Origin of the sequence: Nocardioides sp. (genome assembly GCF_041600255.1) — a bacterium.
Lineage (GTDB): Bacteria > Actinomycetota > Actinomycetes > Propionibacteriales > Nocardioidaceae > Nocardioides.
The window spans coordinates 1-14,278 of record NZ_JBFIKK010000090.1; the positions used below are offsets into that span (position 1 = coordinate 1).

A 14,278-nucleotide genomic window follows, 5' to 3' on the forward strand; every position below is an offset into this window, starting at 1 on the left:
GCGCCCGGGGTGGCGGTGGGGTCGGATGCCGATTCGGCGACAACGGTGCTCATGCGTCCTCCTTCTCATCTTCCCCGGGGCGTACCTCGCACCGGGCCGGAATTAGCACCGTTTCCGCGACCGTCTCCTGGCGGGCAGGCGACGGGGGGCACGCGGCGGTTGCCGGGACTTCACAGGGCCGTTCCCTCTGTCCCTCTTGATGAGCTGTGCGCAACCCTAGGTCAGTCGTCTCAGCATGTGCACATCGAGTCCGCATGCTGGATGGCGCGCACGCTCAGACGGCCCCGCGCGGCGGACCGTCCGAGCGACGGGTCAGACCCGGCGCTCGCGAGCGTCGGCGGTGAACTCGGCGAGCAGGTCCAGCACGCCGTCCGGCCCGTCCACGACCACATCGGCCAACGGGACCAGCGCGCTCTCCTCCTCCGAGGCCGAGCAGACCAGCAGCGTGGACATCCCGGAGGCGCGCAGCGCGGCCACTGCCTCGAACGCCTCCAGGTCACCGAGGTCGTCGCCGACGAAGAGGAAGCCGGACGCCCGCACCTCGTCGGTCAGCGTCTCGACCGCGATCCCCTTGTGCATCCCCGGCGAGCGGATCTCGATCACGAAGCGGCCCGGCTCGACGACCAGGTCGGCCCGCCGGGCACGCTCGCGGATCAGCGGCAGCAGGGCGTCGTACGCCGCCTGCGGGTCGGCCAGGCGTCGTACGTGAACGGCGACAGCGAGGCCCTTGTCCTCGAGGAAGGCGTCCTCGGCCCCGACCGAGCGCAACATCCGCGGCAGGTCGCCGAGGAAGCCGGCCAGCCCCGCCGGCGGGCGCGGGGAGAGCACCCGGCGCCGCGTCGAGCTCCAGCGCTCGTTGCCGTACTGGCCGAAGACGTGCAGCTCCTTGCCGAGGTCCCCGATCGCGTTGCCGACCTGCTCCAGGCCGCCGAGGTCCAGAGCCTGGCGGGCGGGCCTCCCGGTGATCACGGCGATCGTGGCGACCTCGGCGGCCAGGTCGATCAGGACGTCGCCGGCCTTGGGGTGGATGTGGGCCTCACGGGGGTCGTCCACGATCGGCGAGAGCGTGCCGTCGAAGTCCAGGCCCACGACCGTGTGGGACGCGACTCGGACCAGGCCTGCATAGCGCTGCTCCCCCGCGACCGAGGTGAACTCCATGGCTCCACCCAATCACGGGTGGAGGGGGTCAGGCGGCGTCTGCGGTGAGGATCACGGTCAACCGGTCGAGCCGCATCGGGTCCACGGCCGGGGCGATCCGGCCGATCCCGAGGTCGAGAGCCAGCAGCTTCGCCGCCGCCTCGAGCCGCTTGGGGTAGTAGACCGTCGAGGTCGGGATCGTGCCGTACCAGTTGTCGGAGCCGACGACCTGCCACCCGGCATCCGTCGTCCGGGCGGCGACCTTGCCGGCGAGGCCGGTGATGCCGGAGTTGTTGTAGACCTCGACGTAGACCGAGCCGCGCTTGACGGCCGGCTTGATCGGCTTGGGCTTCTTCGTCTGCAGCGTCGGCGCCGGCTTGACCGTCTCCTGGGCGACCGGAGCCGCGATCTCGCGCTCGGTCGGCGGCTGGCCCTGGGTCGCCACGAAGGCGATGCCGGCCATCGCCACCGCGATGATGCTGAGCATCACCACCGGCGAGGGGAACACCACGCCGCGCTGGTTCCGGGCGTGCCGACCGGCCGAAGAGGTGCGCATCCGGTTCAGACCTCGAAGCCGAGGCGACGAGCGGAGCGCTGGCGCTGACGGGCCGCGCGCAGGCGCCGCAACCGGCGGACCAGCAGCGGGTCGGCCTCGAGGGCCTCGGGACGGTCGATCAGCGCGTTCAGGACCTGGTAGTACCGGGTGGACGACATGTCGAACTTGTCGCGGACCGCGGTCTCCTTGGCTCCGGCGTACTTCCACCACTGGCGCTCGAACTCGAGGATGTCGCGGTCACGCTCGCTGAGCGCGGACGCGCTGTCGACGTCGTGGCTCTGGAATGCGTTCGCGGCATCCATGCGCTGTCTCCCCGGGTGGTCGTTCTCGTGGTCGGACACCACTGTAGGCGACGAACCACACCGATGTCATTCGCTCGCGGCGAGTCGTCTCGACGCGCGGCTAGGGTCGAGCCCCATGACGCAGAGCATCGGCTGGGGAATCCTCGCCACCGGCAGGATCGCCCACACGTTCGCCCGCGACCTCGCGCTCGTCGCCGACGCGGACCTGGTCGCCGTCGGCTCCCGCGACCTCGACCGGGCCAGCGCCTTCGCCGACGAGCACGGCGCCCGCTCCGCCCACGGCTCGTACGACGACCTGGTCGCCGACCCGGCGGTCGACGTCATCTACGTCGCCAGCCCCCATGCGCTCCACCTCGAGCACGCCCGCCTCGCCCTGGAGTCGGGCAAGCACGTGCTCTGCGAGAAGCCGCTGACCCTCGACGTGGACGAGGCCGAGGAGATGGTGCGCCTCGCCCGCCGGCACGACCGCTTCCTGATGGAGGCGATGTGGACCGCCTGCCACCCGGTGGTGCGCGCCCTGCGCCAGCGGCTGGCCGCCGGCGAGTTCGGGACGCCGCGGCACCTGCACGCCGAGCTCGGTTTCCGGGTGGACGCCCCACCCGAGGACCGGATGCTCAACCCGGCCCTGGGCGCCAGCGCCCTGCTCGACATGGGTGTCTACCCGTTGACGTTCGCCCACCTGATGCTCGGTGAGGCCGAATCGCTCAGCGCCACCGCACTGCTCTCCGAGGACGGCATCGATCTCGACGTGGCCGGCACCGCCCGCCACCCCGGCGCACTGGCGACCTTCACCGCCTCGATGACCTCGTGGTCCGCCCGGCGCGCCAGCATCGCCACGGACCTGGGCCGGATCGAGCTGACCGACTTCCACCACCCGCCGTACGCGACGTTCACGCCGTACGGCGAGGGCGGCAGCAACGACGCCGAGGACCTCGGCCGCCCGGTCCGGATCGAGGGGCTGGAGCCCGTGGTCGGGCGGGGCTACGGCAACGAGATCGCCGAGGTCGGCCGGTGCCTGCGCGCCGGGCTGAAGGAGAGCCCGTGGGTGCCGCTGGAGCAGACCCTCACCCTGATGCGCCAGATGGACACGCTGCGCGCAGAGATCGGCGTGCACCACCCGGGCTCGCCGGGCCGTGGCAGCGCCGGCTTCGATCCGACCGCCTAGGGTTGGGGCGTGTCCGCCCCAGGCTCCGCAGATCTCGTCATCGTCGCCAACCGGCTGCCCGTCGACCGGGTCACCCTCAGCGACGGCACTCCCGGCTGGCGCACGTCCCCGGGCGGCCTGGTCACCGCGCTGCTGCCGGTGATGCGGGCCAACGACGGCATCTGGATCGGCTGGCCCGGTGGCACCGAGCAGGACCTGGAACCGTTCGACTTCGAGGGCCTGTCGCTGGTGCCGATGGCGATGAGCGCCGAGGACATCGAGAACTTCTACGAGGGCTTCTCCAACGGCACCGTCTGGCCGCTGTACCACGACGTCGTCGCCAAGCCGCAGTTCCACCGTGAGTGGTGGGACTCCTACGTCGCGGTCAACCAGCGCTTCGCCGCCCGGGCAGCCGAGATGGCCTCCGAGGGCGCCACCGTCTGGGTCCACGACTACCAGCTGCAGCTCGTCCCGCAGATGCTGCGGAACCTGCGGCCCGACCTGCGCATCGGCTTCTACCTGCACATCCCCTTTCCCCCCGCCGAGCTCTTCCAGCAGCTGCCCTGGCGACGCGAGCTCCTCGAGGGACTGCTGGGCGCCGACCTGGTCGGCTTCCAGCTCAACGGCGGTGCGCAGAACTTCGTGCGCCTGGTGCGCCAGCGGGTCGGCCACAAGACCCACCGTGACCTCGTCTACCTCGACGACGGGCGCACGGTGCGGGCCAGCGCGTTCCCGATCTCGATCGACGCCGCCGGCTTCGAGGAGCTGGCCCGGTCCGAGGCGGTCGGGGAGCGCGCGCGGGCGATCCGGGAGGCGCTCGGCAACCCCCGCAAGATCTTCCTCGGTGTGGACCGGCTCGACTACACCAAGGGCATCTACCCGCGGCTGCGCGCGTTCAGTGAGCTGATCATCGACGGACACCTCGACGTGGAGGACGCGGTCTTCGTGCAGGTGGCCACCCCGTCGCGCGAGCGGGTCGAGCAGTACCGGATCCTGCGCGACGACATCGACCGGTTGGTCGGGCACATCAACGGCGACCTCGGCAAGATCGGCAAGCCGGCCATCTCCTACCTGCACTCGTCGTACCCCCGCGAGGAGATGGCCGCGCTCTACCGGGCCGCCGACATCATGGTGGTCACGCCGTTCCGGGACGGGATGAACCTCGTCGCCAAGGAGTACGTCGCCTGCCGCTACGACAACGACGGCGCCCTGGTGCTCTCGGAGTTCGCGGGGGCGGCCGACGAGCTGCGCCAGGCCTGGCTGATCAACCCCTACGACATCAACGGGATGAAGACCGCGCTGCTCGACGCCTACAACGCCGACGACCGCGAGCGGACCCGTCGGATGCGACCGATGCGCAAGCAGATCATCCAGCACGACGTGGTCGCCTGGGCGGACAGCTTCCTCGAGGAGCTGGCCGCCGTGCGGCCCTCCCACGGCAAGACGGTCAGGCCCGCTCGACGCTCGTGATGAGCCTTCGACCCACGCTCGGGTGAAGTGGGCTATTTTTGCGGCCATGGATCTGATCCCCAAGCCCGATCAGATCGTCTCAGCAGCCAGCAACGTCGCGCACAAGATGTTGTACGGCGGTTTGGCCGATCTCCGTCCCATGCCTCGCACCCTGATCGACGAGGGGACCCTGCGCGAGCTCTACCACTACCGGCCGGTGGCCAAGGTGGTCCAGCAGGGCGACCCGGTGCTGATGGTCACGCCCCTGGCGGCGCCGGCGATCTGCTTCGACCTGCGGCGCGGGTGCTCCCTGGTCGAGCACTTCGTGACCCAGGGCCGCCCGACGTACCTCGTGGAGTACGGCGAGGTCTCCTTCCGCGACCGCAACCTCGGGATGGAGCACTGGATCGACGAGGTGCTGCCCGAGGCGATCCGTGAGACCTCCCGGCACGCGGGCGGTCGTCCCGTCCACGTGGTCGGCTGGAGCCTCGGCGGCATCTTCTCCCTGCTCGCCGCCGCGGACAGCCCGGACCTGCCGATCGCCTCGCTGAGCATCGTCGGCTCGCCGTTCGACGTCTCGCTGGTGCCGCTGGTGGCGCCGTTGCGCCCCCTGCTCAAGATCAACTTCACCGAGAGCCGCGGTGCGATCACCCGGGCCTACCAGGCGATGGGCGGAGCACCGAAGCCGCTGGTCAAGTGGGCCTTCCAGCTCTCGTCGTTCCAGAAACTGGTCACCAAGCCGCTGGCCGTGGCCACGCACCTCGACGACCACGACTTCCTGGCTCAGATCGAGGCGGTCGACCGGTTCACGGCCAACATGATCGCCTACCCCGGCCGGACGTTCGGCCAGCTCTACCACCGCTTCGTGAAGGGCAACGGCCTCGTCACCGGCTCCATCGACTTCGGTGATCGCACCATCGACGTGGCCGCGATCAAGGCACCGGTGCTGGTCTTCGGCGGCGCGAACGACGGCATCGCCCCGATCCCGGCGGTCAAGGCCGTCGTCCCGCTGCTGAAGGGGGCCCGCGAGGTCCGCTTCGAGGTCGTCCCCGGCGGACACCTCGGGATGCTGACCGGCCGCTCGGCGCGCACCTCGACGTGGCGCGCGATGGACGAGTGGATCGACCGGTGGGCCTCCGACGCCGAGAAGTCCGACACGGACGACTCGACAGCGACGGCACCCGCGAAGAAGGCGCCCGCGAAGAAGGCACCGGCGAAGAAGGCACCGGCGAAGAAGACCGCTGCCGCGCGGACCCCCACCAAGAAGACGGCCACGAAGAAGGCCCCCGCGAAGAAGCCCGCGACCAAGGCGGCGGCGTCGGCGGAGGCGATCGGCGCCAACCCGTCGCGTCGCTACGGCTCCCAGGGGTCACGGGCGCTCAGCCGCTGATCCCGCCGGGCACCCGCGGGCGAGGTGTGAGGTAATGGACGAGGAAAACTGACACACGTTCTCGTTCTGGAGCATCGATGACCTCTCCCCCTCTCTCCCGACGGACCCTGCTCGGCACCGCCGGCGTGACCGGTCTCGGCGCGTCCCTGGCCGCCGAGCACGCAGCCGCGGCGGCCGGATCCCGACAGGGATCGCTGCCCGGCAAGGTCGACGTGGTCGTGGTGGGGGCGGGCATCTCCGGGCTCGTCGCCGCGCGCAAGGTCGCCCGCCGTGGACACAGCGTCCTGCTCGTGGAGGCCCGCGACCGGGTCGGCGGGCGCGTGCTCAACCACCGGCTCGACGGCGGTGGGGTGATCGAGTCCGGGGGCGCCTTCATCGGCCCGACCCAGAACCACCTCGCCCGGCTCGCCCGGGAGCTGAAGGTCAGGACCTTCCGGGAGTACACCACCGGCAACTCCGTCTACGTCTCGCGCACGACCGGGCGGGTGGAGTACCAGGGCACGATCCCGCCGGACCCCACGATCCTGGCCGACGCCGGGAACCTGCTCACCCAGATCGATGCGTACGCCGCCGAGATCCCGGTCGACGCTCCGTGGGCGCACCCGCGGGCAGCGGAGTGGGACGCGATGACGTTGGGCGAGTTCATCCGACGCAACGCGATCAACGCCGACGGCGTGGAGAACCTGATCCGCAGCTGGACCCAGCCCGGCTTCGGTGCCGACCCGCACGAGCTCTCGTTCCTCTACACGCTCTGGTACATCGCGTGCTCAGGCAACGAGCGCAACGTGGGCACCTTCTCGCGCAACGCCGACACCGAGAACGGCGCCCAGGAGCGGCGCTTCGTCGGCGGCTCCCAGCTCATCCCGCTGCGCCTGGCTCGTCAGCTCGGCGACATCGTCGCGCTGGACGCCCCGGTGCGCCGGATCGTGCAGCGCGACCACCGCGCGGTCGTGCACACCGCCCGCGGCCGGGTCCGCGCCAAGCGCGTGATCGTGGCGGCGCCGCCCCCGATGGTGCTCGACATCGACTGGTACCCCCAGATGCCGACCCGTCGCCGCGAACTGCTGCGCCATCTCGACATGGGCCAGCTGATGAAGTGCGACGCGATCTACGCGACGCCGTTCTGGCGCGAGGCCGGCCTCAACGGCTTCGGCATCAGCGACTCCGGCGCCGTCCGGGTCGCCTTCGACAACTCGCCGCGGTCCGGGGAGCCCGGGGTGCTGCTCGCCTTCGTCGGCGGGGAGACCTGGCGTGAGTACGGCGTGCAGGGCCGCCGTCAGCGCAAGCGGGCGGTGCTGGCCGGCTTCGCCGAGATGTTCGGCGAGCAGGCGCTGCGCCCGATCGACTACGTCGAGCACGACTGGACCCACGAGCGGTGGACCGGCGGTGGTCCGGTGGCCAACTACGCCCCCGGCACGATGCTGAAGTTCGGCTCGGCGATCCGGCGCCCGTTCGGCCGGGTGCACTGGGCCGGCACCGAGACCTCGACGTACTGGACCGGCTACATGGACGGTGCGGTGCGTGCCGGCAAGCGGGCCGCCACCGAGGTGCTGGAGAAGCTGTGAAGAGACTCCTCGCCCTCCTCGCGATCCTCGGCCTGCTGCTGCCGCTGGCGCCCGCCTCCGCCGCCCCGCGCGAGCGCTGGGACACCCGGGTCTTCTCCTCGGTGCCTCGGCCCGGCTTCCCGGCGTACGTCTTCGCGCACCCGAACGGGCGCGTCTACGCGGCGACGTACACCAACCCTGCGGGCGACTCGATGCGCTCGCGGGTCTTCGAGTGGACCGGCGGCGGCACCCTGCTGCGCTCGTGGACGGTGCCCGGGCAGGACCTCAGCCGCCCGCACGGCGTCCAGGTCACCAACGCCGATCGCCGTGGACGACTGATCCTGCTGGAGAAGTCGACGTCGGCGGTGATGACGCTGAACATCCGGACCGGGAAGTTCCGGCGCTGGGCGACGCTGCCGGATTTGCCGCTCTGCTCGCCGGGGTCGACAGGACCCGACTGCTCCCCCAACGTGGCGGACAAGCCAGCGATCCCGAACTACGCCACCTGGGGACCGCACGGCGCGCTCTTCGTCACCGACTACGGCCAGGCCGTGATCTGGCGGATCCCGCGGCGCAGCGTGAAGCCGAAGGTCTGGCTCTCCTCGCCGAAGCTCGACGGCTCCGAGTTCGGCACCACCGGCATCGCGTTCCGTCGCGGCACCCGGGACCTGCTGATCACCCAGGGCTCCACCACCGCCGACGCCAGCGTGCCGGCCAACGGCAAGCTCTACCGGGTGCCGATCCGCAAGCAGGGCGGCCCCGGCCCGATCGAGACGCTGTGGACCTCCCGGCCCGGCGACGTGCCCGACGGCTTCGGGATCGCGCGCTCGGGGCGGATCTACATCGGCAACGCCGGGCTCTCGGCGCAGCTGGTCGTGCTGACGGCGTCGGGCGAGGAGCTCGAACGTTTCCCGGAGGTGCCGGGGTCGGGCGAGAACGGCTCCGACGTCCCGTTCGACACCCCGTCCAACGCCACCTTCCTGGGCCGGCGGGTCCTGGTGGCCAACCAGTCGTTCGGCGGAGAGAGCGCCCACCACGCCATCCTCGACGTGTACGTCGGGGAACGCCGTCGTACGCCGCACCTCCCGCGCAAGGCGTTCTGGCGCCGCTGACCCGGCCCCTTCCGCTGTAACGCGGGGTTATCGTCGCTGCTGAGCCCCCCGGGGAGCCACTCAGCGTCCATAACACCGCGTTACAGCGGAAGGTGGGGGGTCGCTACGGTCGGGGCATGAGCGCTCTGGAGGGTCTGGTGGAACGCGGCCTGGTGGCGCCGGACTGGGTGGGCGCCCTGGCCCCGGTGGACGACCAGATCGCCGCGATGGGCGACTTCCTGCGCGCCGAGCTCGCCGCCGGCCGCCCCTACCTACCGTACGGCGACCGGGTGCTGCGCGCCTTCGAGCGTCCGCTCGCCGAGGTCCGGGTGCTGGTGGTCGGCCAGGACCCCTACCCGACCCCGGGCCACCCGATCGGGCTGAGCTTCGCGGTCGAGGCCGACGTACGCCCGCTGCCGCGCAGCCTGACCAACATCTACCGCGAGCTGCGCGACGACCTCGGGATCACCCCACCGGCACACGGCGACCTGTCCGCCTGGGCCGACCGGGGCGTGATGCTGCTCAACCGGGTGCTGACCGTGCGCCCGGGCGAGCCCGCCTCCCACCGGCGACAGGGGTGGGAACGGGTGACCGAGCAGGCGATCCGCGCCCTCGTGGAGCGCGGCGGTCCGCTCGTCGCGCTGCTGTGGGGTCGCGATGCTCAGGGCCTGACCCCGATGCTCGGCGACGTGCCGCGGGTCGAGTCGGCCCATCCCTCACCGCTCTCGGCGTCCCGCGGGTTCTTCGGCTCCCGCCCCTTCAGCCGGGTCAATGCCCTGCTGGAGCAGCAGGGCGCCGACCCGGTCGACTGGACGCTCCCGGACCTCTGAGAGATCGAACTCCGGTCGGGGTCAGCGGATACCGGTCTTCCGCATCATCCTCAGCCCGCCGAGCATGCCCTTGACGTAGTCCTCGTAGTTCTGGCCGGGACGCGCGCCGAGCACCTGCTTCTTGAGCACCGCCAGGTTCTGCACGTCGGTGTACTTCAACAGGCCCTGGTCGCCGTGCCGGGCTCCGACGCCCGACTGCTTGACACCGCCCGACGGCGTGCCCTTGGAGGCGTACGCCGTGGCCAGGCTGTCGTTGATGTTCACGTTGCCGGAGTGGATCCGGGCACCCACCGCGGCCGCCGCCTTGAGGTCGGTGCCCCAGACGGAGGCGTTCAGGCCGTAGTCGGTGTCGTTGGCCAGCTCGATCGCGTGGTCGACGGAGTCGTAGCGGTGCAGGGCGACGACCGGGCCGAACGTCTCGCAGGAGCCGGCCAGCATCTCCTTGGTGACGTTCTCCAGGATGGTCGGCTCGAAGAACGCCGGGCCGATGTCCGGGCGCGCCTTGCCGCCGGTCACCAGCGTGGCCCCCTTGGCGAGGGCGTCGTCGACGTGCGACTGCACCCGGTCCTTGTGGTCGACCGAGACCAGCGAGCCGAGCTCCGGCCCGAAGTCGTACGACGCGCCGATCGTGAGCGCCTCGGCCGCGGCCTTGAACTTCACCTTGAACTCGTCGTACCGCGAGTTCGGCAGGTAGATCCGCTCGATGTGCATGCAGATCTGGCCGGTGTTGCCGAAGACCCCGAAGAGGGCGCCCTGGACGACCTCGTCGAGGTCGGCGTCCTCGAGCACGATCATCGGGTTCTTGCCGCCCAGCTCGAGGCAGCAGCCGATCAGGTTCCGGCCGGCCCGCTCGCCGATGGTCCGGCCGGTGGCGGTGGAGCCGGTGAACATCACGTAGTTGGCGTTGTCGATCAGGGTCGGGCCGACGTCCGGGCCCTCGCCGCAGACGACCTGGAAGAGGCCCTTCGGCAGGCCGGCGTTCTCGAGCATCTGGATGCCGAAGAGCGGCGAGAGCGCGGTCTTGTTGTCGGGCTTGAGGACGACCGCGTTGCCGGCCATCAGCGCGGTGACGGCGTCCGAGATGCCGGTCGCGAACGGGAAGTTCCACGGGGAGATGACCCCGACGACACCCTTGGGCTGACGGATCTCGGTGGAGGAGGAGAGCAACGGCACCGGGCCGCCGCGCTTGGTCGGCGCCAGCAGTCGGGCCGCCCGCTTGATGTAGTGGCTCATCACCATCGGGGGGTCGCAGGACTCCTCGATCGCCATCCGCCGGTTCTTCCCGCTCTCGGCCTGGATCAGGTCGGCGGTCAGCTGGGCGTTGTCGACGAAGAGCGCGTGCGCCCGCTTGAACACCTTGAGCCGATCCTCGATCGAGGTGGCCGCCCAGCCGCGCTGGGCCGCCCGGGCCTCGGTGAAGGCGCGCTGGATGTCGGCCGGCGACGACTGGGGCAGCTCGACGAGCAGGTCGCCGGTGTAGACCTCGGTCAGGCGCCAGGTGCCCCCGCCCGAGGACTGCACCCGGGAGACCAGCTTCGCCAGGAAGGCCTCGGTCAGGGAGGCCGGACGGACCGGCCGGTTCTGGGTGAGGGTCATGAGAGCACCAGTTCCGCTGCCTTGTCGCCGATCATGATCGAGGGTGCGTTGGTGTTGCCGCCGGTGATCGACGGCATGATCGAGGCGTCGGCGACCCGCAGGCCCTCGATGCCGCGGACCTTGAGGTCGGGCCCGACCACGGCACGCTCGTCGACGCCCATCCGGCAGGTGCCCACGCCGTGGTAGACCGTGGTGGCCCGGTTGCGGATCTCCTCGCGCAGCCCGGCACCGGTGAAGTTGGTGCCCATGTGGATCTCCGACTTGACCGCTCCCCCGAACGCGGCGCCGGCCATGATCTCGCGGATCATCTCGACGCCCTCGGCGAGCACCTCGACGTCCGACTGCTCGGCCAGGTACTGGAAGTCGATCAGCGGGGCGGCCGTCGGGTCGGCGTTCGCCAGGCGCAGGGTGCCCCGGCTCTTGGGGTAGATCAGCGTGGACATGATCGTCAGGCAGGCACGCGGGTCGACCTTGTGCCGGGTGGGTGCGTCCTGGTTGGGCGAGGGGTAGGCCCACGGCAGCACGTGCAGCTGCAGGTCGGGGATGTCGCCTGCCTGCGAGGTGCGCACGAAGGCGACCGACTCGAAGACCGAGTTGGCCAGGAACGTGTTGCCGCGAGTGACCTCCTTGGCCAGCCCGGAGGCGAAGTGCAGCGCGTTGCCGCGGTGCTTGGCGGTCGGCACCTCGAAGGTGACCGGCACGAAGAGGTGGTCGTGCATGTTGTCGCCCACCGGCAGGTCGGCGATCGGCGTGATGCCGTGGCGGCGCAGGTGGTCGGGGTGGCCGATGCCGGAGAGCATCAGGATCTGCGGCGAGCCGAAGACGCCGGCGCAGAGCAGCACCTCCTTCGCCGCTCGGACGGTACGACGCGAGCCGTCCTTGTCGATCACCTCGACTCCGGTGGCGCGACCGTTCTCGATCACGATCCGGGCGACGTGCACCTCGGTCTGCAGATCCAGGGTGGGCACGTCCTGGTGGTGCAGGTAACCGCGCGAGGCGCTGTAGCGCAGACCTCCGGAGGCGTTCTGCTGCATCATGCTCACGCCCTCCTGGGAGGCCGCGTTGTAGTCGTCGAGGACCTTGACCCCGAGCGTGTCGGCGGTCGCCTGGACGAACTGACGGCTGGGCTCGACCGGGACGGAGTGCCGGTCGACGCGGATCGGACCCCCCACGCCGCGGTACTCGTTCTCGCCGTCGACGAAGTCCTCCATCCGCTTGTAGACGGTGTTGACCTCGTCGGCGGACCAGCCCTCGTTGCCCTCGGCGGCCCAGGAGTCGAAGTTGGCGCGGTTGCCGCGCACGTAGACCATGCCGTTGACCGAGCTCGAGCCCCCGACGACCTTGCCGCGGGTCTGCGGGATCCGGCGGTTGAGGGCGTGCTCCTGGGGCGTGGTCTTGTAGCCCCAGTCGAAGCGCTTCTTCAGCTGCGGCACCGAGTGCATCGGGCCGATCATCCCGGGCTTCTTGACCATGAACTGCTCGTCGCTCTTGCCCGCTTCCAGCAGGATCACGCTCTTGCCGGCGGCAGCCAACCGCCCGGCCAGCGCACTGCCGGCACTGCCGGAGCCGACGACGACGTACTCGGCCTCGTTCTGGGACTGACGGGTCCTTGCCATGCTCAACCTCGTTCGATCGACGCGCTCGTGACGGAGTGGGCCACTCCACACCGGACGTAACTGTAACGCGTTCTAGTTTCGTCGTACAGGGATCCGTCAGGTGGACGTTGTGGCGCCGCGGGCACAATGGGCGGCGTGAAGATCCTGTCCGTCCAGTCGTCGGTCGCCTACGGCCACGTCGGCAACTCCGCCGCCGTCTTCCCGCTGCAGCGGATGGGCCACGAGGTCTGGCCGGTGATCACCGTCCACTTCTCCAACCACACCGGGTACGGCGACTGGCGCGGGCCGCTGCTGGCCGCCGACGACGTCGCCGACGTGATCAACGGGATCGACGACCGCGGCGTGCTCGGCACCGCGGACGCGGTCCTCTCCGGCTACCAGGGCGATCCGGCCGTCGGCGCGGTCATCCTCGACGCCGTCGCTCGGGTCAAGGCGGTCAACCCGGACGCGATCTACTGCTGCGACCCGGTGATGGGCGACGTCGGTCGGGGCATCTTCGTGCGTCCGGGCATCCCGGAGTTCATGCGCGAGACCGTCGTGCCGCGTGCGGACCTGATCACCCCGAACCACTTCGAGCTCGACCACCTCGCCGGCACCACCACCCGGACGCTCGACGAGGTGCTGGCCGCCGTGGACACGTTGCGCGCCCTCGGGCCGCGCGACGTGCTGGTCACCAGCGTGCTGCACGACGGCGTCCGCGAGGGGCACCTCGACATGGTCGCCGTCTCCGACGCCGGGGCGTGGGTCGTCACCACCCCCCTGCTCCCGATCACCCCGAACGGGTGCGGCGACGTGACCGCGGCGCTCTACCTGGCCCACCTGCAGACGACCGGCTCGCCTGCCGTGGCGCTGGCCTCCACGGCCTCGTCGGTCTTCGCGGTCCTGGAGGCGACGCTGGCCGCCGGCACCCGGGAGATCGCCCTGATCGCCGCCCAGGAGGCCATCGCGCACCCGCCGCACACCTTCGACGTGCACCGCCTACGCTGATCCCCCAACCGAGGAGAACCCGCATGCGCACCGCCCACCGCCTGGCCGCCTCCCTGGTCGTCGCCGTCCTGACCCTGACCGCCTGCGGCAGCGACGAGTCCGAGCAGCGGGCCGACATCGCCGCTTCGGCCGAGTTCAACGCCGCCGACGTCGACTTCGCGACCCAGATGATCCCGCACCACGCGCAGGCGCTGGTGATGGTGGACATGACCCGCGGCCGCTCGCTCAGCCCGGAGTTCGAGGCGCTGACCGAGCAGATCCTGGCCGCTCAGGGCCCGGAGATCGAGCAGATGGCGGACTGGCTGGAGGAGTGGGGGCAGCCGGTCCCGGAGACCTCCCGCGACCACGCCAACTCCCACGACATGGACCACATGGACATGGGCGACGCGGAGATGGGCGCCGGCATGATGACCCCCGAGGAGATGACCGCTCTGGATGAGATGGGCGCCGACGGCTTCGAGTCGATGTGGCTGACGATGATGATCGCCCACCACGAGGGTGCGATCACGATGGCCGAGGCCGAGCAGGAGGCCGGCAAGCACCCCGAGGCCCTGGCGCTGGCCGAACAGATCGCCGTCTCGCAGGCGTTGGAGATCGAGCAGATGCAGGAGATGCTGGCGGGCTGAGCGCCGGCGA

13 protein-coding genes and 1 riboswitch are annotated in these 14,278 nt (G+C 70.8%); of the genes, 8 read left to right on the top strand and 5 right to left on the bottom strand.

What is annotated here, in order from left to right:
- Nucleotides 1-62: 62 nt before the first annotated feature.
- A riboswitch (SAM riboswitch) is annotated at nt 63-206 on the bottom strand.
- A gap of 106 nt (nt 207-312) precedes the next feature.
- Genes otsB through ABZE72_RS11400 form a run of 3 tightly spaced genes read right to left on the bottom strand, consistent with a single transcriptional unit; the run spans nt 313 to nt 1,995 of the window.
- Nucleotides 313-1,158 (bottom strand): trehalose-phosphatase, encoded by an 846-nt coding sequence (otsB, locus tag ABZE72_RS11390; RefSeq protein ID WP_372729148.1) that lies wholly within the window; start codon nt 1,156-1,158, stop codon nt 313-315.
- 28 nt (nt 1,159-1,186) lie between these two features.
- Nucleotides 1,187-1,693 (bottom strand): LytR C-terminal domain-containing protein, encoded by a 507-nt coding sequence (locus tag ABZE72_RS11395; protein WP_372729149.1) that lies wholly within the window; start codon nt 1,691-1,693, stop codon nt 1,187-1,189.
- A gap of 5 nt (nt 1,694-1,698) precedes the next feature.
- On the bottom strand, nt 1,699-1,995 hold the full coding sequence (locus ABZE72_RS11400; RefSeq protein WP_372729150.1) for a DUF3263 domain-containing protein: 297 nt from the start codon (nt 1,993-1,995) through the stop codon (nt 1,699-1,701).
- Between the two features lie 115 nt (nt 1,996-2,110).
- Between ABZE72_RS11400 and ABZE72_RS11405 the strand changes: the two genes are divergently transcribed.
- From ABZE72_RS11405 to ABZE72_RS11430, 6 genes are all read left to right on the top strand, one after another.
- Complete coding sequence (locus tag ABZE72_RS11405; protein ID WP_372729151.1) at nt 2,111-3,160, top strand: Gfo/Idh/MocA family protein; 1,050 nt, start codon at nt 2,111-2,113, stop codon at nt 3,158-3,160.
- A gap of 9 nt (nt 3,161-3,169) precedes the next feature.
- On the top strand, nt 3,170-4,609 hold the full coding sequence (locus tag ABZE72_RS11410) for a trehalose-6-phosphate synthase (RefSeq protein ID WP_372729152.1): 1,440 nt from the start codon (nt 3,170-3,172) through the stop codon (nt 4,607-4,609).
- Between the two features lie 46 nt (nt 4,610-4,655).
- Complete coding sequence (locus tag ABZE72_RS11415; protein ID WP_372729153.1) at nt 4,656-5,978, top strand: alpha/beta fold hydrolase; 1,323 nt, start codon at nt 4,656-4,658, stop codon at nt 5,976-5,978.
- A gap of 77 nt (nt 5,979-6,055) precedes the next feature.
- Nucleotides 6,056-7,543 (top strand): flavin monoamine oxidase family protein, encoded by a 1,488-nt coding sequence (locus ABZE72_RS11420; protein WP_372729154.1) that lies wholly within the window; start codon nt 6,056-6,058, stop codon nt 7,541-7,543.
- On the top strand, nt 7,540-8,634 hold the full coding sequence (locus ABZE72_RS11425) for an SMP-30/gluconolactonase/LRE family protein (protein ID WP_372729155.1): 1,095 nt from the start codon (nt 7,540-7,542) through the stop codon (nt 8,632-8,634). The genes ABZE72_RS11420 and ABZE72_RS11425 overlap by 4 nt, the downstream gene beginning before the upstream one ends.
- A 116-nt stretch (nt 8,635-8,750) precedes the next feature.
- Nucleotides 8,751-9,443, top strand: a complete 693-nt coding sequence (locus tag ABZE72_RS11430) for a uracil-DNA glycosylase (RefSeq protein WP_372729156.1) — start codon at nt 8,751-8,753, stop codon at nt 9,441-9,443.
- A gap of 21 nt (nt 9,444-9,464) precedes the next feature.
- Here the strand turns inward: ABZE72_RS11430 and ABZE72_RS11435 are convergent, their stop codons facing one another.
- Together ABZE72_RS11435 and ABZE72_RS11440 are read right to left on the bottom strand one after the other, a co-directional pair.
- Nucleotides 9,465-11,039 carry a succinic semialdehyde dehydrogenase gene (locus tag ABZE72_RS11435; protein WP_372729157.1) on the bottom strand — a complete coding sequence of 525 codons (1,575 nt, stop codon included), beginning with the start codon at nt 11,037-11,039 and terminating at the stop codon, nt 9,465-9,467.
- The gene (locus ABZE72_RS11440; protein WP_372729158.1) at nt 11,036-12,655 is read right to left on the bottom strand and encodes a GMC family oxidoreductase; all 1,620 of its coding nucleotides are present in this window, start codon (nt 12,653-12,655) and stop codon (nt 11,036-11,038) included. The genes ABZE72_RS11435 and ABZE72_RS11440 overlap by 4 nt, the downstream gene beginning before the upstream one ends.
- 135 nt (nt 12,656-12,790) lie before the next feature.
- Between ABZE72_RS11440 and pdxY the strand changes: the two genes are divergently transcribed.
- Both pdxY and ABZE72_RS11450 read left to right on the top strand, forming a co-directional pair.
- Nucleotides 12,791-13,642, top strand: a complete 852-nt coding sequence (gene pdxY / locus ABZE72_RS11445) for a pyridoxal kinase PdxY (RefSeq protein ID WP_372729159.1) — start codon at nt 12,791-12,793, stop codon at nt 13,640-13,642.
- Nucleotides 13,643-13,665: 23 nt separating this feature from the next.
- A complete protein-coding gene (locus ABZE72_RS11450) occupies nt 13,666-14,268 on the top strand; it encodes a DUF305 domain-containing protein (protein WP_372729160.1) in 603 nt (200 codons plus the stop codon).
- Nucleotides 14,269-14,278 lie beyond the last annotated feature (10 nt).

What these genes read in the sequence shown, in the direction of transcription:
- otsB (WP_372729148.1), bottom strand. Translation starts at nt 1,158, where the DNA reads ATGGAGTTCACCTCGGTCGCGGGGGAGCAGCGCTATGCAGGCCTGGTC.
- ABZE72_RS11395 (WP_372729149.1), bottom strand. Translation starts at nt 1,693, where the DNA reads ATGCGCACCTCTTCGGCCGGTCGGCACGCCCGGAACCAGCGCGGCGTG.
- ABZE72_RS11400 (WP_372729150.1), bottom strand. Translation starts at nt 1,995, where the DNA reads ATGGATGCCGCGAACGCATTCCAGAGCCACGACGTCGACAGCGCGTCC.
- ABZE72_RS11405 (WP_372729151.1), top strand. Translation starts at nt 2,111, where the DNA reads ATGACGCAGAGCATCGGCTGGGGAATCCTCGCCACCGGCAGGATCGCC.
- ABZE72_RS11415 (WP_372729153.1), top strand. Translation starts at nt 4,656, where the DNA reads ATGGATCTGATCCCCAAGCCCGATCAGATCGTCTCAGCAGCCAGCAAC.
- ABZE72_RS11420 (WP_372729154.1), top strand. Translation starts at nt 6,056, where the DNA reads ATGACCTCTCCCCCTCTCTCCCGACGGACCCTGCTCGGCACCGCCGGC.
- ABZE72_RS11430 (WP_372729156.1), top strand. Translation starts at nt 8,751, where the DNA reads ATGAGCGCTCTGGAGGGTCTGGTGGAACGCGGCCTGGTGGCGCCGGAC.
- ABZE72_RS11435 (WP_372729157.1), bottom strand. Translation starts at nt 11,039, where the DNA reads ATGACCCTCACCCAGAACCGGCCGGTCCGTCCGGCCTCCCTGACCGAG.
- ABZE72_RS11440 (WP_372729158.1), bottom strand. Translation starts at nt 12,655, where the DNA reads ATGGCAAGGACCCGTCAGTCCCAGAACGAGGCCGAGTACGTCGTCGTC.
- ABZE72_RS11450 (WP_372729160.1), top strand. Translation starts at nt 13,666, where the DNA reads ATGCGCACCGCCCACCGCCTGGCCGCCTCCCTGGTCGTCGCCGTCCTG.